The 20,230-nt window shown below is 65.2% G+C and carries 26 protein-coding genes, 2 pseudogenes and 1 riboswitch; of the genes and pseudogenes, 5 read left to right on the top strand and 23 right to left on the bottom strand.

The features are described from left to right. Positions 1 to 19: 19 nt before the first annotated feature. From QK290_RS15190 to QK290_RS15165, 6 genes and pseudogenes are all read right to left on the bottom strand, one after another. Complete coding sequence (locus tag QK290_RS15190) at positions 20 to 235, bottom strand: hypothetical protein (RefSeq protein WP_282331464.1); 216 nt, start codon at positions 233 to 235, stop codon at positions 20 to 22. 114 nt (positions 236 to 349) lie between these two features. Next, positions 350 to 838: an SRPBCC family protein gene (locus tag QK290_RS15185; RefSeq protein ID WP_282331463.1), complete on the bottom strand. Its 489-nt coding sequence runs from the start codon at positions 836 to 838 to the stop codon at positions 350 to 352. A gap of 20 nt (positions 839 to 858) precedes the next feature. After that, complete coding sequence (locus tag QK290_RS15180; RefSeq protein ID WP_282331462.1) at positions 859 to 1,593, bottom strand: hypothetical protein; 735 nt, start codon at positions 1,591 to 1,593, stop codon at positions 859 to 861. Positions 1,594 to 1,677: 84 nt separating this feature from the next. Next, positions 1,678 to 1,836, bottom strand: a pseudogene (locus QK290_RS15175) (nucleoside deaminase); the annotation flags it as partial. A gap of 46 nt (positions 1,837 to 1,882) precedes the next feature. Then, a complete protein-coding gene (locus QK290_RS15170; RefSeq protein ID WP_282331461.1) occupies positions 1,883 to 2,209 on the bottom strand; it encodes a type II toxin-antitoxin system PemK/MazF family toxin in 327 nt (108 codons plus the stop codon). After that, on the bottom strand, positions 2,206 to 2,409 hold the full coding sequence (locus QK290_RS15165; RefSeq protein WP_282331460.1) for an antitoxin MazE-like protein: 204 nt from the start codon (positions 2,407 to 2,409) through the stop codon (positions 2,206 to 2,208). The genes QK290_RS15170 and QK290_RS15165 overlap by 4 nt, the downstream gene beginning before the upstream one ends. Before the next feature lie 667 nt (positions 2,410 to 3,076). Here QK290_RS15165 and QK290_RS15160 point away from each other — a divergent pair. Next, the gene (locus QK290_RS15160; protein WP_282331459.1) at positions 3,077 to 3,313 is read left to right on the top strand and encodes a hypothetical protein; all 237 of its coding nucleotides are present in this window, start codon (positions 3,077 to 3,079) and stop codon (positions 3,311 to 3,313) included. A 3-nt stretch (positions 3,314 to 3,316) separates the two neighbouring features. On the opposite strand, the gene QK290_RS15155 is transcribed toward QK290_RS15160, so the two are convergent. From QK290_RS15155 to QK290_RS15125, 7 genes are all read right to left on the bottom strand, one after another. Then, positions 3,317 to 4,648: an LLM class flavin-dependent oxidoreductase gene (locus tag QK290_RS15155; RefSeq protein ID WP_282331458.1), complete on the bottom strand. Its 1,332-nt coding sequence runs from the start codon at positions 4,646 to 4,648 to the stop codon at positions 3,317 to 3,319. Positions 4,649 to 4,663: 15 nt separating this feature from the next. After that, entirely contained in the window at positions 4,664 to 5,428 is a 765-nt protein-coding gene (locus QK290_RS15150; protein ID WP_282331457.1) for a 3-oxoacyl-ACP reductase, read from the bottom strand. Positions 5,429 to 5,442: 14 nt separating this feature from the next. Next, positions 5,443 to 6,123 (bottom strand): thiamine phosphate synthase, encoded by a 681-nt coding sequence (gene thiE / locus QK290_RS15145; protein ID WP_282331456.1) that lies wholly within the window; start codon positions 6,121 to 6,123, stop codon positions 5,443 to 5,445. Beyond that, positions 6,120 to 6,887, bottom strand: a complete 768-nt coding sequence (gene thiM, locus QK290_RS15140; RefSeq protein WP_282331455.1) for a hydroxyethylthiazole kinase — start codon at positions 6,885 to 6,887, stop codon at positions 6,120 to 6,122. The genes thiE and thiM overlap by 4 nt, the downstream gene beginning before the upstream one ends. A gap of 27 nt (positions 6,888 to 6,914) precedes the next feature. Beyond that, positions 6,915 to 7,011: riboswitch (TPP riboswitch) on the bottom strand. A 67-nt stretch (positions 7,012 to 7,078) separates the two neighbouring features. Continuing rightward, entirely contained in the window at positions 7,079 to 7,867 is a 789-nt protein-coding gene (locus QK290_RS15135) for a S8 family peptidase (protein WP_282331454.1), read from the bottom strand. Continuing rightward, the gene (locus QK290_RS15130) at positions 7,774 to 8,325 is read right to left on the bottom strand and encodes a hypothetical protein (protein WP_282331453.1); all 552 of its coding nucleotides are present in this window, start codon (positions 8,323 to 8,325) and stop codon (positions 7,774 to 7,776) included. Before QK290_RS15130 ends, QK290_RS15135 begins: the two co-directional genes overlap by 94 nt. A gap of 20 nt (positions 8,326 to 8,345) precedes the next feature. Beyond that, a complete protein-coding gene (locus QK290_RS15125; RefSeq protein ID WP_282331452.1) occupies positions 8,346 to 8,636 on the bottom strand; it encodes a hypothetical protein in 291 nt (96 codons plus the stop codon). Positions 8,637 to 8,898: 262 nt separating this feature from the next. Between QK290_RS15125 and QK290_RS15120 the strand changes: the two genes are divergently transcribed. Beyond that, positions 8,899 to 9,165 carry a type II toxin-antitoxin system prevent-host-death family antitoxin gene (locus QK290_RS15120; protein ID WP_282331451.1) on the top strand — a complete coding sequence of 89 codons (267 nt, stop codon included), beginning with the start codon at positions 8,899 to 8,901 and terminating at the stop codon, positions 9,163 to 9,165. Next, positions 9,162 to 9,554 (top strand): type II toxin-antitoxin system VapC family toxin, encoded by a 393-nt coding sequence (locus tag QK290_RS15115; RefSeq protein WP_282331450.1) that lies wholly within the window; start codon positions 9,162 to 9,164, stop codon positions 9,552 to 9,554. The genes QK290_RS15120 and QK290_RS15115 overlap by 4 nt, the downstream gene beginning before the upstream one ends. A 122-nt stretch (positions 9,555 to 9,676) precedes the next feature. Here the strand turns inward: QK290_RS15115 and QK290_RS15110 are convergent, their stop codons facing one another. The 4 genes from QK290_RS15110 to QK290_RS15095 form a co-directional block, all read right to left on the bottom strand. After that, positions 9,677 to 10,573, bottom strand: coding sequence for a class I SAM-dependent methyltransferase (locus tag QK290_RS15110; RefSeq protein ID WP_282331449.1), 897 nt, complete (start codon positions 10,571 to 10,573; stop codon positions 9,677 to 9,679). Between the two features lie 92 nt (positions 10,574 to 10,665). Beyond that, positions 10,666 to 11,703: an AAA family ATPase gene (locus QK290_RS15105; RefSeq protein ID WP_282331448.1), complete on the bottom strand. Its 1,038-nt coding sequence runs from the start codon at positions 11,701 to 11,703 to the stop codon at positions 10,666 to 10,668. A gap of 119 nt (positions 11,704 to 11,822) precedes the next feature. After that, positions 11,823 to 12,692 carry an SDR family oxidoreductase gene (locus QK290_RS15100; RefSeq protein WP_282331447.1) on the bottom strand — a complete coding sequence of 290 codons (870 nt, stop codon included), beginning with the start codon at positions 12,690 to 12,692 and terminating at the stop codon, positions 11,823 to 11,825. Then, positions 12,689 to 13,138, bottom strand: coding sequence for a nuclear transport factor 2 family protein (locus tag QK290_RS15095; RefSeq protein WP_282331446.1), 450 nt, complete (start codon positions 13,136 to 13,138; stop codon positions 12,689 to 12,691). Before QK290_RS15095 ends, QK290_RS15100 begins: the two co-directional genes overlap by 4 nt. A 97-nt stretch (positions 13,139 to 13,235) precedes the next feature. On the opposite strand from QK290_RS15095, the gene QK290_RS15090 reads away from it, so the two are divergent. Beyond that, positions 13,236 to 13,898 (top strand): TetR/AcrR family transcriptional regulator, encoded by a 663-nt coding sequence (locus tag QK290_RS15090; RefSeq protein WP_282331445.1) that lies wholly within the window; start codon positions 13,236 to 13,238, stop codon positions 13,896 to 13,898. On the opposite strand, the gene QK290_RS15085 is transcribed toward QK290_RS15090, so the two are convergent. Together QK290_RS15085 and QK290_RS15080 are read right to left on the bottom strand one after the other, a co-directional pair. Continuing rightward, entirely contained in the window at positions 13,819 to 15,003 is a 1,185-nt protein-coding gene (locus QK290_RS15085) for a HoxN/HupN/NixA family nickel/cobalt transporter (RefSeq protein ID WP_282331444.1), read from the bottom strand. The genes QK290_RS15090 and QK290_RS15085 overlap by 80 nt on opposite strands. Positions 15,004 to 15,014: 11 nt before the next feature. After that, on the bottom strand, positions 15,015 to 15,530 hold the full coding sequence (locus QK290_RS15080) for a cupin domain-containing protein (protein ID WP_282331443.1): 516 nt from the start codon (positions 15,528 to 15,530) through the stop codon (positions 15,015 to 15,017). Between the two features lie 118 nt (positions 15,531 to 15,648). Here QK290_RS15080 and QK290_RS15075 point away from each other — a divergent pair, with 118 nt between their 5' ends. Further along, on the top strand, positions 15,649 to 16,230 hold the full coding sequence (locus tag QK290_RS15075) for a TetR/AcrR family transcriptional regulator (protein WP_282331442.1): 582 nt from the start codon (positions 15,649 to 15,651) through the stop codon (positions 16,228 to 16,230). A 72-nt stretch (positions 16,231 to 16,302) separates the two neighbouring features. Here QK290_RS15075 and QK290_RS15070 read toward each other — a convergent pair whose 3' ends face one another. The 4 genes and pseudogenes from QK290_RS15070 to QK290_RS15050 all read right to left on the bottom strand — a co-directional run bounded on the left by QK290_RS15070 (position 16,303) and on the right by QK290_RS15050 (position 20,043). Next, positions 16,303 to 16,782 carry a nucleoside deaminase gene (locus QK290_RS15070; protein WP_282331441.1) on the bottom strand — a complete coding sequence of 160 codons (480 nt, stop codon included), beginning with the start codon at positions 16,780 to 16,782 and terminating at the stop codon, positions 16,303 to 16,305. A gap of 108 nt (positions 16,783 to 16,890) precedes the next feature. Continuing rightward, on the bottom strand, positions 16,891 to 17,337 hold the full coding sequence (locus tag QK290_RS15065) for a nuclease-related domain-containing protein (RefSeq protein ID WP_282331469.1): 447 nt from the start codon (positions 17,335 to 17,337) through the stop codon (positions 16,891 to 16,893). A 390-nt stretch (positions 17,338 to 17,727) separates the two neighbouring features. Beyond that, positions 17,728 to 18,570 (bottom strand): annotated as a pseudogene (locus QK290_RS15055) (NAD(P)/FAD-dependent oxidoreductase); the annotation flags it as partial. Positions 18,571 to 19,005: 435 nt separating this feature from the next. Next, entirely contained in the window at positions 19,006 to 20,043 is a 1,038-nt protein-coding gene (locus QK290_RS15050; protein ID WP_282331440.1) for a hypothetical protein, read from the bottom strand. Between the last annotated feature and the right edge of the window lie 187 nt (positions 20,044 to 20,230).

Genomic DNA, 20,230 nt, shown 5'->3' with positions numbered 1-20,230 from the left:
CTGCCGACGTCGTCCTCCGTCAGCGCTGGTTGCTACCCTCCCCTGCCGCCCCGTGTTCCCCGGCCTTGGACAGCGTGAAGATCCCGTAGCGCATCGCACCGGTGCGGTAGGCCAGGATCATGCGGGGAATGCCCAGGAAGGCGCCACGGTTGCGGGCGCCAAGGGCGAGGCGGCGGGTCCCGCGATCGGCCCACAACAGCGACCTGCACGCTGCCCGGGAACCAGGACTGGCCACGGCCTTCATCGCACGCCCCACCGAATACGGCCCCGGCCAGACCGCGGACCTCGTGGTCGCCCCCTGAACCGGTCACCTTTCAGTGATGCAGCTTCTCCCGTCCCAGAACCAGGCCTACCCGTTTGCATCGATGGATTCTGCGATCCGCTTGATCGCGGCGAGCGTTTTCGGGATGCCGTCGAGCGCCTGCCGGGTGCGGTCGGCGATCTGGTCGGAAGCCCCTTCACCGAACTTCTCCTCGAACATGGCTATTCCCTCCGGCAGGAACTCCCAAGACTCTGTCAGGATGGTTCCGTCGTCTGCCGGGGTGAGGGCGAAGCCCCAGCGGACAAACCTGCCGCCTACCACCCAGGCGAACTCCCGGCCCCGCTCCGCGGCCACTACCTGCGACCGGGTCTCCCAGGTCCGCTGCGGCAGCTCATTGCGCCCGGTGAACCAGGCCCCGGGCTGGCCGGCCGTTTCCTCGTCGTCCCACCAGCACGATGTACAGACAGGGCTCCACTCGCCGGTGCGGGTGATGTCCGAGACCAGGTCGTAGAGGGTCTCGGCTGACGCCTGGACCGTAATGGACTCCTGGTACTGGCGGATGCTGGTCTGATGCATGGGTCCATCCTTACAACCGCTCACTTCTTCTGCCGCCGGCTGCCGCCGTGCCAGTCCTCCTGCTGACCGACGGTGTCCGCGGCGACCCCGAAAGCAGGAAGCTGAGGCTGCTCGCGCAGGCTGCGCTTGAGCTCGGCGAATCCAGGGAAGCGTGCGAGCCCCACCACGTGGTCCCACAACTCGGCGGCCGACTCCCCGTCCGGCAGCCGGCTGATCACCGGGCCGAAGAAGGCCACGCCGGCCGGTGGCTCAAAGTGGATGATGGGTGTTCCCACGTCTTTGCCGGTCAGGGCCAGCGCCTCATCCGTTTCTTGCCGAATTTCGAGGTCCCAGGACTCGTCGTCGAGAGCTTCCGCGAGCTCCAGGGGCAAACCGGCCTCGGCGAGGACCGGCTCCACAAACTCACGCGTGCCGCGCCGCTCGCGCACCTCTTCCTCGGTGCCCTGGTCCCTGTCCGGGGCGGTTTCGAAGATGTGTGTGCCGCATGCCTTGTACAACCGGGCGATTGACTCACGGCCGTGCTCCGCACGTGCCTTGGCCGCCACCCGCAGAAGCCGGAGCCCGGCGGTGTGTCCGGCTTCGTACTCGGGCGGAAAATGGGCGTCATAGTCAATATCGGCATTGACCTGGCGCAAGGAGATGAACCGCCAGTCCACGGTGTAGTCACGCTGGGCCTGCACCTGCCGCACCCATTTGCTGGTCATCCAGGCGAAAGGGCAGACCGGGTCGAAATAGAAGTTGATGTCGGCATTCATCTGTCCACCCTTACACCGGCTGGTGACGTACGTCCAATCGGCCGCGCCAACATCGTCAGATGGCCTCGAGAACAGGCCCGGGGCCTATTCAGCAATGTCCTCCGCCCACAGCTCCGGGTTGTCGGCCTGGAAGGTGCGCATCATGTCCACGCACCGCTGATCGTCCAGGACCACCACCTCAACGCCGCGCGAACGCAGGAGCCCCAGTTCGCCGTCGAACGTGCGCGCCTCCGCCAGCAGCAACGGATGGAACGACGACGGCGGGACCACCTGCCGCCGTCGACCTCCGTCATCGTGCCAGGCCGAGGAAGACGGCGAGCGACTGCTCCACAGCAACCATGGTTGCGGAATCGATTCTGCCTATTCGCTGGCCCAGGTTAGCGCGGCGTACCGTCGTCAGCTTGTCCACCATGATCTGGCTGCTCTGCGCCAGCCCTGTCAAGGGGCTTGGGTTCACCGTCAGCCGTAACAGTGGAGCATCCGTGAGGTGCGAGGTCAGCGGGAGTAGGGTGACCGATTCTGACGCCCCGAACAAGTCTTCCTGGATGATGAGCGCCGGCCGCGGTTTCTGCGCATACGTTCCGCCTGACACCTCCCATAGCTCACCGCGGTTCACTCCGGCCAGTTTTCCGAGATCTGTTCGACGAAGTCCTGGTCGTCGAAGGCCCGGTCGGCAGCGGCAACGGCCAGCGCCTGACGTTGGGCCTCGCGCCTGAACTCGTCCGTGCGCGCGTCCGGCACCCACATCTGGACCTGCCGGAAACCCCGTTCCCGCATGGCAACACGATGCCTAGCTACACGATCCCTGACGCTCATACTTCAACGTTACATGTAACGCTAAGCGCAGCTTCCAGACGAGATCAATGACGCGTTCCTGCGACGCTCATACACGATCTGCGGTTTCATGGTCTTTCCGGTCTCCCGGGGCAGTCTCAACCAAAGACGAGGCACTCATCCGCGGATCCAAGACCGATGGGACCTGACCCTCGAAGCGAACCGGCGCTTTTACGAGGGTGGCACGAGCCCCTTGGCCACGCCTACAGGGCAATCCAGACCCCCGGCCCTGCACCCGCCTCGTGTCCGTCCGTTCACGCCGGATTCACCCCTGGAAACAGCGTCCAAGCGGTGCCACCGGCCCGACACCGCGCGCCGAGCAGTTACAGCAGGCGATGACCGGGATCTTGGGCGAGCATAGTTTGGGCGGGTTCGCCCCTTCGACGAAGTCCTCGGCACTCCCAGCAGCTCGAGGTGAAGCGCATCCGGGTAATCCGGCAGCCCGCCTCCGAATTCGCCGTCCCCGGGCAGCGGCGTCGCGTCGGGCCCTGACTGCTGGCTCCCGGGTTCCGTCCTTCTCCGCGGCGGCGAGCCCATCACCCACCTGCAGGAGAACGTCTCCGCCCAGCCGGCCGGCAGCTCTCCAGCCGCGGCGCCTACCTCCTCCTCCAGTGCGATGGACCCGCGGCCGACGCCGAAGCACGGCAGATTGCCCACCTCGCCAAAAAACGCCGGCGGGGCAGTGGAACTCACCACTGACCCGGACGAGTACCGGCGCTTGGTGGGAATCCGCCGGGCAGCTTGCCACGCCGGCGACTTCGACCCCCTCAACATCCTCAACCCCGGCAAGGTCTTCCTCCCGCACGTTCAAGAGGGAGCGAATGAGCCTGACACCGGGAGCAGCACCGGGACCAGCACCGTCCAGGAGTCGGTCGGCCCCAAGTGATCCTCAGCCCCGCCGGCCGACGGCGGCGGGCCGTTCAAGGCCCAGGTGTCCGCGCAGTGTTCCCGCGGTGTAGCGGCTGCGGAAGAGACCCCGGCGCTGCAGGATAGGGATCACTTGGTCCACGAACCCGTCCAGGGACTCCGGCAGTAGTGGTGGCATCAGGTTGAAGCCGTCGGCGGCACCTGATGAAAACCACAGCTCGATCTGGTCGGCGATCTGCTCCGGTGTTCCCACCATGGTGCAGTGTCCCCCGCCGGCGGCCAGCCGGCCCAGCAGTTGCCGCACCGTGGGCTTTTCCGCTTCGATGATCCGCAGGATGGTTGTGTAGCGCCCCTGCGGTCCGGTGAACTCACTGGCTGGCGGCAGGGACGGCACTGGGGCATCCAGCTCCCACCCGCTGCAGTCCTGGCCGATGAAGGTGCCGAGCTGCGCCAGCGAGTGCGCGGCCGGGAGCAGCGCGTCCACCTCGGCCTGCCTGCGGCGGGCCTCCGCCTCGGTAGCACCAATGTAGGTGACCAGGCCGGGCATGATCGCCACGTTGTCGGGGTTTCGACCGGCCCGCGCAATTCGCCTTTTCATGTCGGCGTAGTAGTCCTGCGCGGAGGGCAGGTCATACGCCACGGCGTAGATCCCCTCGGCATACTGGCCTGCCAGATCGCGTCCCTGTTCCGAGGCGCCTGCCTGGAACAGCACTGGCCGGCCCTGGGGCGGCCGGGGTACCGTCAGCGAGCCCTCAACACGGAAATGACTTCCTACATGATGCAGTGGCTGAAGCTTGTCCGGGTCAGCGTAAACGCCGGCGCGGTCCACCACCAGCGCATCATCAGCCCATGAATCCCAGAGCCGCACCGCCACGTCGATGAATTCGGCTGCCCGCGCATACCGTTCCCCGTGGCTGGGCATCGCGTCCAGCCCGTGGTTGCGCGCTTCGGCGTCGAACATGGACGTCACCACGTTCCAGCCCATCCGCCCACCGCTGATGTGGTCAAGGGATGCCAACATCCTCGCGGCGTGGAAGGGCGTGTAGAAGGTGCTGGATACGGTGCTGACCAGACCTATCTTGCTGGTGGCACGCGCCATGGCGGCCAGGGCGGTCAGCGGTTCAAGGAACCACCTCGGTCCCTGGTCCGGATCGCCCACGCTGTGGCCGTCGGCGAAAAACACCGCATCGAAGAGTCCACGTTCGGCGCTTTGCGCCAGCTGCTCATAAAAGGCAATGTCGCTCAGCCGCTCGACCGGCGAGTCCGGCCTCCGCCAGGCGGCCCCGTGGTGGCCGCAGCCGAAAAGGAAGGCGTTGAAATGGAGTTGGCGCTGGGTTCCGTCCGTGTCCTGCATGGCCGTCCCTTTCCGCTAGTTCATGACCAGGCCGCCGTCGACCACCAGGTTCTGGCCGGTGACGGAGCGGGCCCACGGGGAGGCGAAGAAGAGGATGGCGTCAGCAAAGCTGGACGGCGTGGTGACCTTGCGCAGGGGCGTGGCGGCGGCGATGTAGTCGAAGACTTCCTCGGGTGTGGCGGCGCTGGCGTCGGTGGTGCGGAGCAGCCCGCCGGAGACCATGTTCACCGAGACGTTGTGCTGGCCCAGGTCCGCGGCCAGGGTCCGGGTCAAGGCCAGCAGCGCGGCCTTCGCGGCGGTGTAGTCGTGGTAGGGAACCACCGGGTTCTGGAACAGGTTGGTGCCGATGTTGATGATCCGGCCGAACCCGTTCTGCAGCATGCCCGGCAGGGCCTGCTGGGTGGTGTTGAGCGCGCCGCGGACGCTGCCGGAAAACTGGGCTTCGAATTCCGGCCAAGTGATGCCGGCCGCGGCGGAACGGGCGTCGCCATTGAAGGAGAAGTCGGCCAATGCGTTGTTGACCACGGTGGTGACGGGGCTGCCGAAATGCTCCTGGGCGTCGGTGAGCATAGCGGCCACCTGGTCGGCGTCGGTCACGTCCGCCTGCAGGGCCACAGCCTGGCCGGGGCCGTACTTTGCTGCCAGGGCTTCGCTCTCCTCGGCGCTGTTGCGGTAGTTGATGACAACCCGGGCATCTTGCTCGGCAAAGGCCTGGACGATGCTGTGGCCGAGGCCGCGTCCGCCGCCGGTAACGAGGACGAGCTGTTCTGGGATTTGCATGGTTTTTCCGCTTTCTATCGGTTGGTGTTCTGACGGCCCCACTGGGCCACAAGTTCTTCGGCGCTGCGCTCTGGATCATCAGAGGCGCAGATGGCAGAGACCACTGCTATGCCCGCCGCTCCGGCAGCACGCAGCGCATCAACGTCAGGGGATTCGATCCCGCCTATCGCTACGCAGGGCAGGGCCGTGGCGGCCGCGATCCGCCCGAATCCGTCAACGCCCAGCGGCACCGGGTGGTCCGGCTTTGTGGCGGTCGGCCGGATGACCCCTACCCCCAGGTAGTCCACCGTCCCCGGCGACAGGGCATGCAGCACTTTTAGGTGGTCTGGGGTGTTCGCCGTTAGTCCGACGACGGCGTCCGGGCCTACCAGTGCCCGGACCCGTTCCACGGGAAGATCGCTTTGCCCAACATGGACTCCATGCACGGCGGCCCCTTCCGCGCGGGCGGCAAGGAACACGTCGATCCGGTCATCCACCAGCACCGTAGCCGCGTGCCCGACGGCGTCCGCGGTCTGCAGGACCAGCTGGTACAGATCAGCGGTGCTGGCGGTTTTCTCGCGGATTTGGACTACCCGAACGCCACCGGCCACCGCCGCGCGGACGGTCTCCACCACTCCCCGCGAACCGCACAGCTGGGTGTCGGTCACCAAGTAGATGCCCTCAATACGTCCGGGCGCCCAGTCCCCACCGGTCATGAAATGACCACGCGGGAGGTGAACGTTCGAGCGTCAATACCTGCCAGGGCGTCAAGGAATGCGACGGCAAAGCTGCCCGGGCCGCGGGCGCCGTCAGCTGCCATGTCTGCTGCCACAGTGTAGACGGCGGTGGCCGCCGCAGCAGCAGCCAGCGGGTCGTCGTCGACGGCGAGGAAAGCGACGGTGACCGCACCCAGGGCGCAGCCTCCCCCGGTGACCTGGGTCAGATACGGGTGGCCGTTGCTGATCCGGATGACGTCCGTGCCGTCCGTGATGACATCTGTGGGGCCGGAGACCGCAAGGACGGAGCCGTAGCGGCGGGCAAGGCCGCTGGCCGCTTTAAGCGCGGCTTCGGGCCCGTCCACGGCGTCGACGCCGCGTCCGCCCTGACCTTCGCCGGCAAGCGCCAAGACCTCCGACGCGTTGCCGCGCACCGCCGTCGGCCCGTAATTCAGCAGCTCGGCGGCGAGGGCCGTGCGGACCGGCAGAACGCCGACAGCCACTGGGTCCAGGACCCACGGTGTCCCGGCCTCCGTGGCGGCGTGCACCGCCTCGCGCATGCCGGCCTGCTGTTCTTCATGCGGAGTGCCGACGTTCACCAACACTCCGGACGCAACCCGTGCGAACGGCCCTGCCTCAGCAGGGACATCAACCATCGCCGGTGCCGCGCCTAGGGCAAGCAGCACATTGGCGGTGACATTCGTCACCACCGTGTTGGTCAGGCACTGGATCAGCGGCGTGGTTTCCCGGACACGTTCGAGCATGGTCCAAGCATGGTTAGGCGTCAGGCGAATAGTCATCCGCGACATCCCTTCGCTAGTCCGAACTAGATCAGGTTCAACGGGTGTTCTCTCAGCCCCTACCAGCAGGGCACCCCGTGTCACTAACGCACAACTCTACTCTCTGGTGGACAGTGGAAAAATGTCCGGCCGGCACGCGGGCCTTGCTATCGTCATCAACACCCGACCGCTTTGCAAGCGTCCACCCGGCCATCCACCCAGTAGCTGCCTGTGCCGGCTATGGGTTTGGCAGAGGATTCCACCTGTTTGCGGACTGTCCTGTTTGACGTGCCTGCGGGCGTAATCCACACCAGCGCGGCAACTGCGGCCACGATAGGCGAAGCCATGGAGGTTCCGCTGGCAATGTCGTAACCCTTCGCGCGGTTGTTCTGGCTACCCAGCGTGAACTCATGATTCGGGAACGTCGAAAACACGCTGACACCCGGAGCCGCCACGTCCACCCACCTGCCGTACGTCGAAAAGGATGCCTTCAGGTCGTTGTTGTCCGTGGCCGCAACCGCGATGACGTTCGGGTACGCGCCCGGGTAAATTTTGGCCTGGGTACCGCCATTCCCGGCAGCGGCAACGATGACCCTCCCCGCCTCCCACGCCTTGTTGACCGCAGCTTCCAGGGTGCGTGAAGAGACGCGCTGTCCCAGGCTCATGTTGATCACCTTTGCATCATTTTCCACCGCCCAGTCGATGCCCTTGGCAATGGCCGAACTGGAGCCGGTCCCGGAGTCGTTGAGGACTTTGACGTCCAGGATGGAGCACTCCGGGCACACACCGGCCACACCGGCGGTGTTATGGACGGCGGCGACGATGCCGGCGACGTGGGTGCCGTGGCCATATTTGTCGTAGTCCTCAGCATTCACGATCTGCTTGTCGGTGAGGTTGGTCCGCGCAACCACCTGACCTGAAATGTCCGCATGGTCCACTGCCACCCCGGAGTCGATGATGGCCACTCTGACGCCGCTCCCCTTGGAGCGGGTCCAGGCTTCGACGGCGTCCCCGTCGGCGTCCGGTGTGCCCGCGCGGCCACCTCCACCAGATAGTCCGGGTTGTTGTTGAAGAATGACTGACCGTTGTTCTGCAGGGCATACTGGCGGCCGAAGAAAGGATCATCGGTAGCGGCAGTGACCAGCTGGTCCGGCTCGGCGTACTCCATTGCCGGGTTCCGGCTCAAGGCGGTGACGAGCTGCAGTTCCTTGCCCGCAGGTACTTTGATGAGGCGGGCGCCCGTGCTGCCAATGCAGCCGCCGTCGCTCAGGCCATGCTGGCGCAGGACGTCAGGCGCGGCGGCGTTGTGACGGAAATTGACCATGATCTGTCCGACGATGTGTGAGGACTCGGGAGCTGCGTTGCTCGGGGCCGCCAGGGTGATTCCGCCAAGCGCCATCGTTGCCGCTGCGAAACTGGCCACTATAAGTTTTTTTATGGCGCTTATCTTGCGCGAACAGTGACTGGTTGGATACCCCTCGTGGTGATGTCGATGATGCAGGTGGCTGCGATGGCGGTGAGGACGAGCACCACGGCGAACATGGACCGGAAGCCCAGGGGCTGGGCCATCAGCTGGCCCACGTAGCCGCCCACTCCCCCGTTGATGGCAGCGATGATGCCCACGGACGTGCCGAACACCCTGGCCTGCAGGTTCTCGTTGAGGACAATGTAGGCGAGCGCGAAGCCGGCGCGGAAGATGTTGGACGCGCAGGCGGCTGCCGGCGTGGACACCACGGACGTTGCCATCCTGCCGGAGCCGACCGGAACCGCGCTGATCGTGGTGGACCGCGAGGACGCACTGCTGTGGGTGTTCCGGCTGGAGTTCTAACGCGCGACGGCGGGTGTCCGCCTTCTGGACTAGGTTCACGGCGCGCCGTTCCCGCCTGATGGGCTCGAACATGCGGACAGGTGCTGGATAGAGCCGACCACACAGCTTGAGGGTCGCCGAGGGGATGCCCGCGGCCGGCAGATGCTACGATTGCTACGGAGGCAGGCCATGACAACAATCCCCCACCGCGAACTGCGAAACCAGAGCAGCAAGATCCTGGAACGGGTCAAGAACGGCGAAACCATCGATGTCACAAACAACGGTGAAGTTGCGGCTACGTTGATCCCGCCTGCAGCCTCCCCTTTCGAGCGCCTGCTGTTGTCCGGCAGCGTGCGACAGGCATCGGAAAGCCCCGTCGACTTCCGGTTGCTCCAGCGCGTGGCCTCTGATGTCGGCACGGCCGAGATGATCGACGACCTTCGCGGCGACCGGTGATCGTTTATGTGGACACCTCGGCCGCCTTGAAGCTGGTGGTCGAGGAACCGGAGTCCGGTCCCACCGCGGAGTTTCTCTCATCGGCCGTCCAGAGGGGTGAGCGGCTCGTAGCCTCGATGCTTCTCCACACGGAACTGCACTGTGCCGCCAACCGCCGCGGCCTGCCGCCGGAACTGGTCAACGCCGTGCTGGACGCAATCAACCTCGTGGACCTGACACGTTCAGACCTCCTTTACGCCGCCGCCCTCCCAGGTAAATTGCGCAGCGCCGACGCGATCCACCTCGCCGCTGCGATCAGACTTGAAACGCAGACCCTCGTCGCCTTCGACAAGGAGCTTGTAAGGGCAGCAACTCAAACAGGACTCCATACGATCACCCCGGGCGGCTAACACCAACCGCCCGGGGTTCTCCTACTCGACGATGCCCTCCGCCCGCAGCCCAGTAACCACCAACGACAAGACGCGCAGGGCGAAGAAGGACTCCTGCTGGAACGCTATGGCCGCCGTAACGGCTATGCCGGAAGTCCCGGCTTCTGCTGCGTTGATGTGCCGGGTTTGTGTGGCGCCCCGCTGTCCCCAGCCTTCGACAGCGTGAATATCCCATAGCGCATCGCACCGGTGCGGTAGGCCAGGATCAGGCGCGGGATGCTCAGAGCGAAGATGCGATTGCGACCGCCAAGGGCGAGGCGACGGGTCTCGCGATCGACGAGCAAAACCCTCACAAGTCGTCGGGCGCAGATCGGCCACGTGCGGGCGACGCGGCGGCTCACATCCTCATAGCCGGTGATCGCAAAGCCAGCCGCCAGTGCCATCGCCTCATACTCCTCGCGCGTGCCCATCGAGGGCAGGCGCCCTTCGCGGCAGATCGGCTCGAGCAGGTGGCGAACCTTCCATCCGCTGGCACCGGTCTCGGCGAGCCACGCACAGATGACGAAGCGGCCACCAGGTGCCAGCACGCGGTGCGCCTCGGCGAAGAACCTGGGCTTATCGACCATGTGCTCGCTCGACTCGATCGCCCATGCCACATCAACCGAGGCATCGGCCATCCCGTTGGCGAGCCAGTCGCGCACCTGGATGTCCACGTCCGGTACGGGATGCGCGGCGGCGTAGAGGGCCTGCTCGGCGGACAGCGTGAAACCGGTGACGCGGACCCCGCGCGTCACCGCGAGCCGTCTTGCCGTGGAGCCGTAGCCGCAACCAATGTCGACGCACGCCTCGCCGGGCACAAGGCCCAGCCTGTCGCCGACTGTGTCCACCAGCGCCTCGACGGCCTCGCCGGGTGTTTCGCGGCCCGTTGCCCATAGCCCGTGATGGACATGCTCACCCCACACCCGGCGATAAATGGGATCGAGCTCGTCGTAGTGATCCGCGACCGCCACGGCGTTCTGGGAAATATCGGGGACGATCACGCCATGACACTACAACGCCGCTCCACACCGTCGAAAGGGTCAGGCCGGGACCAACTATCCTTACCATCCGCATACGGCCGCCGCAGACCCGGTCACACCAGCCAGCGCCACCAGCGGGGCCGCTCCGGTTCCGGAGTCGGTTCTGGTTCCGGCTCCTCGCCCAAGGCCAGCGCGGCCCCGACGATGTCGTCCGCGGTGAGCGTCATGACGGCCTCACGATCGAGCGCGTCGAGACTTCGTTCCTCGTCGAGCGAGAGTCGCAGCGCCTGGCGGTTGAGCGCCTGCTCGAACAACGTGCGGGCGAACCGTGCGTTGCCGGAGTCCTCGCCCGCGTGGAGCCCGGTGAAGATGCGGCGCAGCATCTGGTCCGCGCCCGGCTCCAGCGTGTACTCGTGCTGGGCCAGCATCTGGTGGAAGATCGTCTGGAGTGCGTCCACTGAGTAGTCGGGGAACGTGATTTCGCGGGCGAACCGGGAGCGCAGCCCGGGGTTCGAGAGCAAGAAGGACTCCATCAGCCGCGGGTACCCGGCCACAATTACTACCAGGCGGTGGCGGTGGTCCTCCATCCGCTTGAGCAGGACCTCGATCGCCTCGGGGCCGAAGTCCATCCGGCCGTCCTCCGGTGCCAGCGCGTAGGCCTCATCGATGAACAGGACGCCGTCCAACGCACGCCGGATCACCCGGTCCGTCTTGATGGCGGTCGCGCCGACGTACTGCCCCACCAGGCCCGAACGGTCCACCTCGACCAAGTGGCCTTTCTGCAGCAGACCGACAGCGCGGTACATCTCGGCCAGGAGCCGCGCCACGGTGGTCTTGCCCGTCCCCGGGTTTCCGAGGAACACCAGATGCTGTGATGTGGCCACCTCCGGCAGGCCGTGCGCCTTACGGCGGGCCTGGACCTGGAGCAGTGCGACGAGGGCCCGTACCTGTTCCTTCACGGTCTCCAGCCCGACCAGCGCGTCGAGCTCGGCCTGCACCTCGGACAATGGCCGGGCCGGCCCGGGCCTCGCACCGATGAGATCGCCGACCAGGTCGTCAACGCGCTCCGAACCGCCGGGCAGCTTGAGCTGATCGGCCAGATGGCCGATGGTCTCGCGCAGCTCGTCGAGCGGTTTGCGGCCGGGAGCCATGCATCCACTGTAGTCCTCGATTCCCGACCGCGGAGGGGTTGGCATCACCAGTCCAGGGGGAAGTGAGGACTCCTCCTGAACACAATGCCCGCCCGCAACGGCTATGCCGACAGCCCCGGCTAGCCGGCCGGTTTCCCGAGCTGGAGCCCCGTGACCGGGATATCGGGAAACTCCGCCCGCTGCGGACCGAAGGCGAAAGAGGCTGCCCCGGATTCCTCCCAGGCGCCGGCCCCTGCAACCCTGGCCAGGAACGGCGAAAACGGCCTGGCAGCCACGGACAGCACCCGGAAGGCGGCGGCTGGGATCCGCTGAACCGAACCGCGGCCGGCCTGGGCGAGCAAAGCTTCCGCGAGCTGGTTGCCGGTAAGCGTCTGCGAGCCCCATTCGATGACGCGGTTCCGCAGCGCCGGGTCCAGCAGGGCGCGGACCACGACGGCGGCCGCATCCTGGACCGAGGTGTAGGTCACCGGGGCGGATCCGGAGCCGAACAGGGGCACCTTGCCCTTCGATTCAAGCAGGGCCGTCATGGTCTCAAGCCGCTGTTCCAGGAGCGATCCGATCCGGATGACCGTCCAGTCCATGCCGGACGAGCGGACTGCATCCTCGGCCGCAGCCTTGCAACGCAGGAAATCGATGGGCCCGTCCAGGGCGGCGCCGTGCATGGACATCATCACCACATGCCGCACCCCGGCTACCGCCGCCGCGCGAACCAGGCTGATGGCGCCGTCGCGGTCAACCCCCCGCGGATCGGAGTCCTTGAGGCCGAACCCGGAGGCCGCGAAGACCACCTCACCGCAGCCCGTCACCGCTTCCCTGCAGTCCGTTTCGGAGGCGAGGTCGCCGTGGAAAAGTTCGACGCCGTCACTCACCGTCATGGCGAAAGGCTGGGAATTGCCGCGGGCCATGATGCGGACCTTGTGGCCGGCCTGCACCAGCAGGGGAACCACAGCGCGGCCAAGGCGGCCTGTGCCGCCGACGACCAGGATCATGGCCGGTCACCTCCGGTTGCTCCGCCGACTGCACTGCTGATGGCTTCGTTCACGTCGCCGGGGCCGTCGTCCACGGGTTCAAGGTAGAACTGGGCCGCGGCGATCTTGTCATCGCGGACGGTGAGGATGGAGACGCCGGCGGCGCGCTGCACGGATCCGTCCGGCCGGGTGCCGCAGTTGCTCCATTCCAGCCAGACTTTGCCGCCCGGCCTGGTGGCTACGTCATGGACGGTGAGGGTGAGGTCCGGCATACCGGCAAAAAGCGCCGTCCAGTTCTTCCGGACCTGGGCGGATCCAGTGAAACTGCGGGCCGGGTGGACGGGGGTAGCGTTCCGGTAGTCCTTGGCGAATTCGGCCACCATGGCCTCGAGGTCGTGGCGGTTGGCTGCGTCCAGCATGCGCCGGACCGGGCCTTCGGGGACGCGCTCGATTCCTGAAGCGTCCATGATCTGCTCCTTGGTTCCGTCGGCGGGGCGGAGAGGCTGGTCGGCAAAATTTGGATACAGTAAGCTGTATCCAACTGATAGAAGGAGTTTACGCCCGATGGGACCCGCGGTCAACGGTGCGCCGGCCGGTCCGCGCAGCTACGATGCGCGCCGCCGGCAGGAAGCGGCCGAGGAGTCGAAGAACAGGGTGCTCGCCCACTCGCGCGAGTTGTTCCTGGCCAACGGATACGGCCGGACCACCGTCGCCGCTATCGCCCACGCCGCCGGCGTTTCCAAGGAGTCCGTGTACAAGGGGTTCGGCGGGAAACCGGGGCTCGTCAGGGCGATCTATGAGCGGAGCCTGCTTGGAACCGGGGGCCCGCCTGCGGAAGAGCGGTCGGACCGGGCCCAGGCTTCGGTCTCCGACCCCCGGGAGCTCATGGCGCAGTTCGGCCGGTTCATTACGGAAATCAGCCCCCTAGGCTCCCCCGTCTATCTCCTCATCAGGGACGCCGCAGCGAGCGGGGACCGGGACATGGCCGCGCTCCTGCGTGACGTGGACGAGGAGCGGTACCAGCGAATGCTGCACAACGCCCACCAGGTGCTGGGGCGGGGGTTCCTGAAGCCGGGACTGACCGTGGAGGAAGTGGCCGATGTCTTTTTTATGGGCACCTCGGCTGAGCTCTACGAGACCCTGGTCCTCAAGCGTGGTTGGACGGCCGAGCGGTTCGGCCGTCTCGTTGCCCGGACGCTGGCGGCCAACCTCCTGCCGGACGGCTGACGCAGGCAGCGACGGGAAGGACGACGGCGATCACGCGAGCCCCTGCTGCGTTGATGTGCCGGGTTCCCCAGATAAGAACAAACAGACCGACAACGGCAAACCCCATGCCCGTCAGATCGACCCTGCCGATCGCCGCAAACGCCCCGGGAACGATGCCCGTCTTCGCCGTGATCACCGACATGAGTTCCACTGTCCCCACACTCAGGGCCACAGTGGCGGACAGCCCGGTCAGGGCAATGTTGTACAGCAGCCTCCGCCCTGGTTTCGAAAAAGCCCAGCCGTAGGCGACGTTCATGAACCATCCGTCCAGGCTGTCCAGCAGGCTCATGCCCGCGGCGAAAAGGACCGGCAGGGCAAGGACCGCGTACCAGGGAAGTTCCGTGGCTGCGGCTCCCCCGGCAACCACCAGCAGCGCGACCTCCGCAGCGGTATCCAATCCCAAACCAAAGAGCAGCCCCACCGGGTACATCTGCCATGGCCGGGTGATGCTCCGCATAACCGGGCGCAGGAGGCGCCCCATCGGGCCCGAGGTGAAGCCGCGATCCTGGTCTGCCGGATAGCCTGACCGCAGCCGCCGGAAGTCCGGGATGACACGGATCAGCAGGGCCAGGTTGAGGAACGCCAGGACATAGAGAAACAGCCCGGACATGGTGGTGCCCACAGATCCCAAAACGTCGCGCCACCACGGGGCGTCGTCACCGAGCTCGTTTCCCAGGGCACGGGCTCCCGCAGCCAGCAGCAGGCAGAGGCCAAAGACGATGCTGGAGTGGCCCAAAGCGAACCAGAAGCCAACAGAGACGGGCCGCAGGCCTTCGGCCATGAGTTTGCGGGTGGTGCAGTCGATGGCGGCGATGTGGTCCACGTCGAACGCGTGGCGCATGCCGAGCAGATAGGCCCCCATACCGATCCCCATGCCGAAGACCTGGCCTGAACCGGCGGGAAGGTTATGCGGGGCGAGACTTATCAGCAGCGCTCCCCAGCCCAGGGCGTGCAGCAGGAGTACGACGGCGGCCATGCGGGCCAGCGGTGCCATCGGCTTCCGCGCGGCTACTGCGGCGAGCCCGGACCAGGGCCTTTTCTGCTCAAGGTGGGGCTGAACGGCCATGGCCTTTCCCGTCAGCCCATCGGAGGAGTCAGGCCGTACCGGGCGATGATGTCCGGCAGCCAGGGCGCCTCGCCGAACTGAAGACCGTATTCGGCGGCCAGTTTGCCGAGGACCTCCGGATCCGGCGGTCCCCCGGGTTCGAGGTGATCGGCCAGCCCCCAGAAGAAATGTTCGAACCCGGCGGGACTGATCACTTCGATCATCCTCGCCGGGACTTTGCCGGCGTTCCACATGGTGTGCAGCTCGCCGCGTGGCTTGGTGATGTAACCCCCGGCGCCGAGCACCGCCTCGCGTTCACCGGAGCGGAATCCGATCTCGCCTTCGATGACGATCGAGTACTCGTCCTCACGGGTATGCGTATGCGGCGGGACCAAGGCACCGACCGGGAACGGGTGCTCCACGATCGAGAGCTGCTCGTTGGTGTGTTCACCAAACAGTTTGAAGACAACTCCGATACTCCCGAGGCTGCCCTGGCGTCCTTCCCCTGGCTGCACGACCGTAAGCCGCGGAGCCTTCTCAGCGCCCATGACGGGCCACCTTTCCTAATTCAATATACAATGGTGTATAGCCAATTATCCGCGCAGAGGGACCGGTGTCAACACTTTGAGTGAACAGGAGCATTCAACCAAAACTCGTCGTTATCAGATGAATAGGCGCGCCGAGCAGGTAGAGACGACGCGCCAGCGCATCGTCGACGCAGCGGTGGCCCTGCACGGCTCAGTAGGCCCTGCCCGGACCACCATTGCCGGCGTCGCCGAGCAGGCGGGGGTGACGCGCCTGACCGTCTACCGGCATTTTGCCGACGACGAGGCGCTGTTCTCTGCGTGTTCCTCGCATTGGCTCTCACAGCAGCAGCTGCCTGACCCGGCTGCTTGGTCAGAGCTCGCTGACCCCGCGGAACGCCTGCAGGCCGGACTGACGGATCTCTACCGGTTCTATCGCGACGGTGAGCAGATGCTCACGCGCATCTACGGTGACTGGCAGGCAATTCCGGACAGGCACCGCAGCGAACTCAAAGCGCGCGATACGCATTTCCGGGACACGCTTGTTGATCCCTTTCCGTCGCCCGGCAGGAGGAGCCGGCTGCGCGCCGTCGTCGCCCACTCCGTTTCATTCTGGACGTGGCGGTCCCTCTGTCACGATAACGGGCTTTCCAATCGGGACGCCGTCCAGGCCATGACCGACCTGGTAGTAGCGACGGCGCGCCCGCACGCACAGCACTTCTGAAGCGCCCGATCCGTCGCCCAGTAGCACTCCAAGCCTGTGGAGGGTGCGAGAATCAGCTGTGACCGACCGGCCCTACTCGGCGATGTCCTCCGCCCAGAGCTCCGGGTTGTCGGCCTGGAATGTGCGCATCATGTCAACGGAACGCTGATCATCCAGGACCACCACCTCAACCCCGCGTGCCCGCAGGAGCTCCAGCTCGCCGTCGAACGTCGTTGCCTCCCCCACCACCACCCGGGGAATTTTGAACTGGACGATGGTTCCGGCGCACATGGCACACGGGGCAAGGGTGGTGTAGAGCGTGGTGTCCCGGTAACTCTTCTGCCGGCCCGCGGCGCGGAGCGCCGACATTTCGCCGTGGGCAACCGGATCGGCATTCTGGACCCGTTCGTTGTGCCCGCTGGCAATGACCACTCCGTCCCGGGCGAGCGCCGCTCCGATGGGGATGCCGCCCTCAGCCAGGCTCTTCCGGGCGGCCTGATAGGCGGCTTCGAAGGCCGGATGGGTGGTGCGGTCCAGTTCCGGCGCGGCGGATGCGTGCTGCTCGTGGGTCATGGCGTCATTCTCGCACGGACTGCTTACGGGACCTTGCCGATCCGCACCACCGAAGGACGGAAGGAACTCAACCCCCTTCGGAACGGCCTCGAACATCCCCGATGGACGTCACGCAGGCCTGAACCGCGACGCTACCGACTCACGCATCCGTGCCACATCAACGTCGCCGGCTGGTTGCTCCGTCAGCAATCTGGCTAACCGCTTCGGGCGGAGAACGTGAACGCCACGAGTCGAGAACGCGCCCCCGATCAGGGGCCAGTCTGCTTCGACGAAGCATAGCGCCCCGGTGACCGGAACATGCCCGACAAGGTCGCGCACGAGGTCGACCTGTTTGATCACCCCGTCGACCAGTTTCGTGCAGTCACGCCGGCCAATGAGAAGCTTCTCGACGCGTGGGCGAAGGATGCCACCCTCGATTTTCAGCTCAGGCCGTCCTTTGTACCGCTTCGCATCAATAACCCAGATTCCACCGTGAGTGATGGCGATGTGGTCGATGTTGGCCTTCGAGCCCGGGATGCGACGGTCGTGGAGGACAGCCAGTCCGGAGCCAGCCACGGCATTGAGCCGGGCGCCGAGGCGTTCCTCACCGATCGCGCCCTGATCCCAGGATTTTGTGTTTTGTCGCTCCTCAGAGAGGGCGACTGCAAGGCCACCGAAGCGACCCCACTTCTCGCGGAGCTTCTCCTCGTCCTTCGCCCTCCGGCGCTCATATTCCCGGCGGGCGGACGACCCGGCTACTCCGGAGTCAGGGGACAATGACTCGTCATAACGGTCCCGGCGCGGAGCTCCGGCTCCGGCTCCGGCACATCCTCGATCCGGATGTCTTTCCTGCCGTGAAAACGTGCTGCTTTCATGATTTCTCCTCAATTGAATGGGTTTCGACAAGCTCAACCACCGGCGGCCGGGTTTCGTCGGTTTCGACAGGCTCAACCACCGGGGCCGGTGTCAGCGCGTGTGATGGGTGGGCTGCAGTTCGTACACCGGCGTGTCCAGTCCCTCCATCCGGGCTTTGAGCTGCAGGGCCAGGTAGGAGGAGTAGTGCCGGCTCTGTTGCAGGTTGCCGCCGTGGATCCAGTGGCTGGGCACGTTGGTGGGCTTCCACATGTTGCGCAGCTCCCCTTCCCAGGGGCCCGGGTCCTTCGGGGTTTCCGAGCCGTACCCCCAACAATTTCCTACTTTGTCCGCGATTTCGGGAGAGACCAGGTCCGCCAGCCAGCCGTTCATGGAGCCGTAGCCGGTGGCGTAGACGATCAGGTCCGCTTCCAGCTCGGTGCCGTCGTTCAGGACCACGGCGCTGCCGGTGATCTTGGAGACCTCCCCGGACTTCAGCTGCACCCGGCCGTCGATGATCAGCTGGGAGGCGCCGACGTCGATGTAGTAGCCGGAGCCGCGCCGCAGGTACTTCACGAACAGCCCGGACCCGTCCACACCGAAGTCCAGATCGAACCCGGCGGCCTCCAGCTGGGAGTAGAAATCAGCATCCCGGGCAGCCATCTCCTGGTACACCGGCACCTGCGCCTCGGGCAGGATCCGCATGGGCAATAAAGCGAACAGCAGGTCGGCCTTCTCCATGGTCACCCCGGCCGCCAAAGCCTTCTCGGAGTACAGGTCTCCCAGGGCCAGGTCCATCAGCGACTCGCTCCGGGCGATGTGGGTGGAGGACCGCTGCACCATGGTGACGTCGGCGCCGTGCTCCCACAGGTCCGCGCAGATATCGTGCGCGGAGTTGTTGGAGCCGATCACCACGGCCTTCTTGCCCGTCCAGTCCCCGCCGCCCGGGTGCTGGGACCTAGGCGGCGGAATACGGAGTCTGAGCGAAAGCTTCGTCGGGTTCGCTGGCCGAGGCGGCGGCCCCGGAGCGGATGATCTTCGAGCCCACGTTTCTCGGCGCCGACGCCGCAAAAAATGCCATTTGCGGCGTCGGCCACGCCCATACCCGGCTGAACTTATGGCCCGGCGGGGCGGGACGGGTACGTGTCGGCGGACTCCACCAAGCTAGCCTGCGGCCGTTCCATGCGTAGGCCCCGGCACCACGTGGACTTTGGTGACGGACGACGGCGGCGGCCCCGGGCAGGTGCAGAAGTTCCGAGATGCGGGAGTTGCGATCGAGGTGGCGGGGTTGCTCGTTGAGCTAAGGACACTAGACTCGTCGAAACCAGCCGGTTGGGCGCCAGTCGCCCTGCAAGCAAAGGAACCCGCCCCAGCTTCTTCCTAGTTGTAGCATCAGAGTGGCGCTTCGGAGCTTTGATCAGTCTGGGGCAGAAGCCAAGGTTGGGGTATACCAAGCTCTCCGTGGATCCGCAGGGCAATGTCGCCGGACTTGCCGTCCCGCAAAGTTTGGATCATTTCCTCGCGTACCTCCTCCTGCGCAAGCCATCGGCTATAAGTCCTAATGAACTTCTCGATGTTCATACTGAAGACAGCTTGCAAGCTGTCCAGCTCGGACTTGTAAAGCTCATGAGGTTGATGCTGCCGCAATTTATGGAGAGCTCTCGAATCTCGGTGGAATCCTGAATTCCATCTGCTCAGTTCTTTCCTGAAATCTTCGTTTAGCCCGAACAGATCGGAGCTCCACCGTACGAACGCGTTTGTGCTCGCATAGGATGCTTCGACGACTTCATTTTCGTCTTTCCTATAGGTGGCCGGGATTAGCTTCAATAGGGCCTCGGTTAGGTCAGCCGCTGACTGTACTTGACGAGCTTTGGAAGTCCTGATTTCATCTTGAACCTTCGAGGCGTCCCACAAGCTTTGCTGCTTAGCGTTCGTCCCGTTCAAGACCACGACTGCCGCGATGGCTGCCACGACAGCTCCCATGAGCGCGCCAACAGTGCCGCTGAACAACTGCAGCATCCATTCGTGCGTAAAGATCCACCACCCTTTCGAGCTAGTGCTTGCGTCCTCCTGTACGGGTGACGGAAGTGCCCCAAGCATCGAAAACAACGCCTCAAACGTAATCACGACCCAGCCACTCAATACCCATGCATCGTGCCAATGACCAAGGTTGTCGTCTTTCTTTCCAACTTCTTTAGGCATGCTTGATGAAGATGCCGTAGTTGCTTGGATGACGGCCCCGGCTAATAGCAGTCCCGCACCAGCGAACGCCGGACCCTGGCCGGACATTATCGAAACGCCCAGAGTCCCGAGGACTAGGAAGACCGGAACGCCAATCTTGAGCAGTAGAGTCCTCTCCCACAGCTCAAACTTCTTGACAGGTATCCAGAGCTTTCCGGCTTTGCGAAGAGCGGAGCATTTTTCACACACTCGCCAATCATATTGAGTTACTCCAAAGGCATGGTGGTTGGCATCACGACACAAAGGGCAAGAGTCGTTCCGTGACGCCAAAACCATAGGGAATACGGGCGCGGCGCCAGACACAACGGCGTCAGAGCGAGAAAAGTTCACCCGTTTTCGTGGTCGCAACAATCCGGGGACGGCGGCATGTAGACCT

The sequence above is a fragment of the Pseudarthrobacter sp. AL07 genome, assembly GCF_029960665.1.
In the GTDB taxonomy this organism is placed as follows: domain Bacteria; phylum Actinomycetota; class Actinomycetes; order Actinomycetales; family Micrococcaceae; genus Arthrobacter.
The sequence above is the reverse complement of the archived record's forward strand: the minus strand, read 5'-3'. Positions and strand labels throughout refer to the sequence as shown.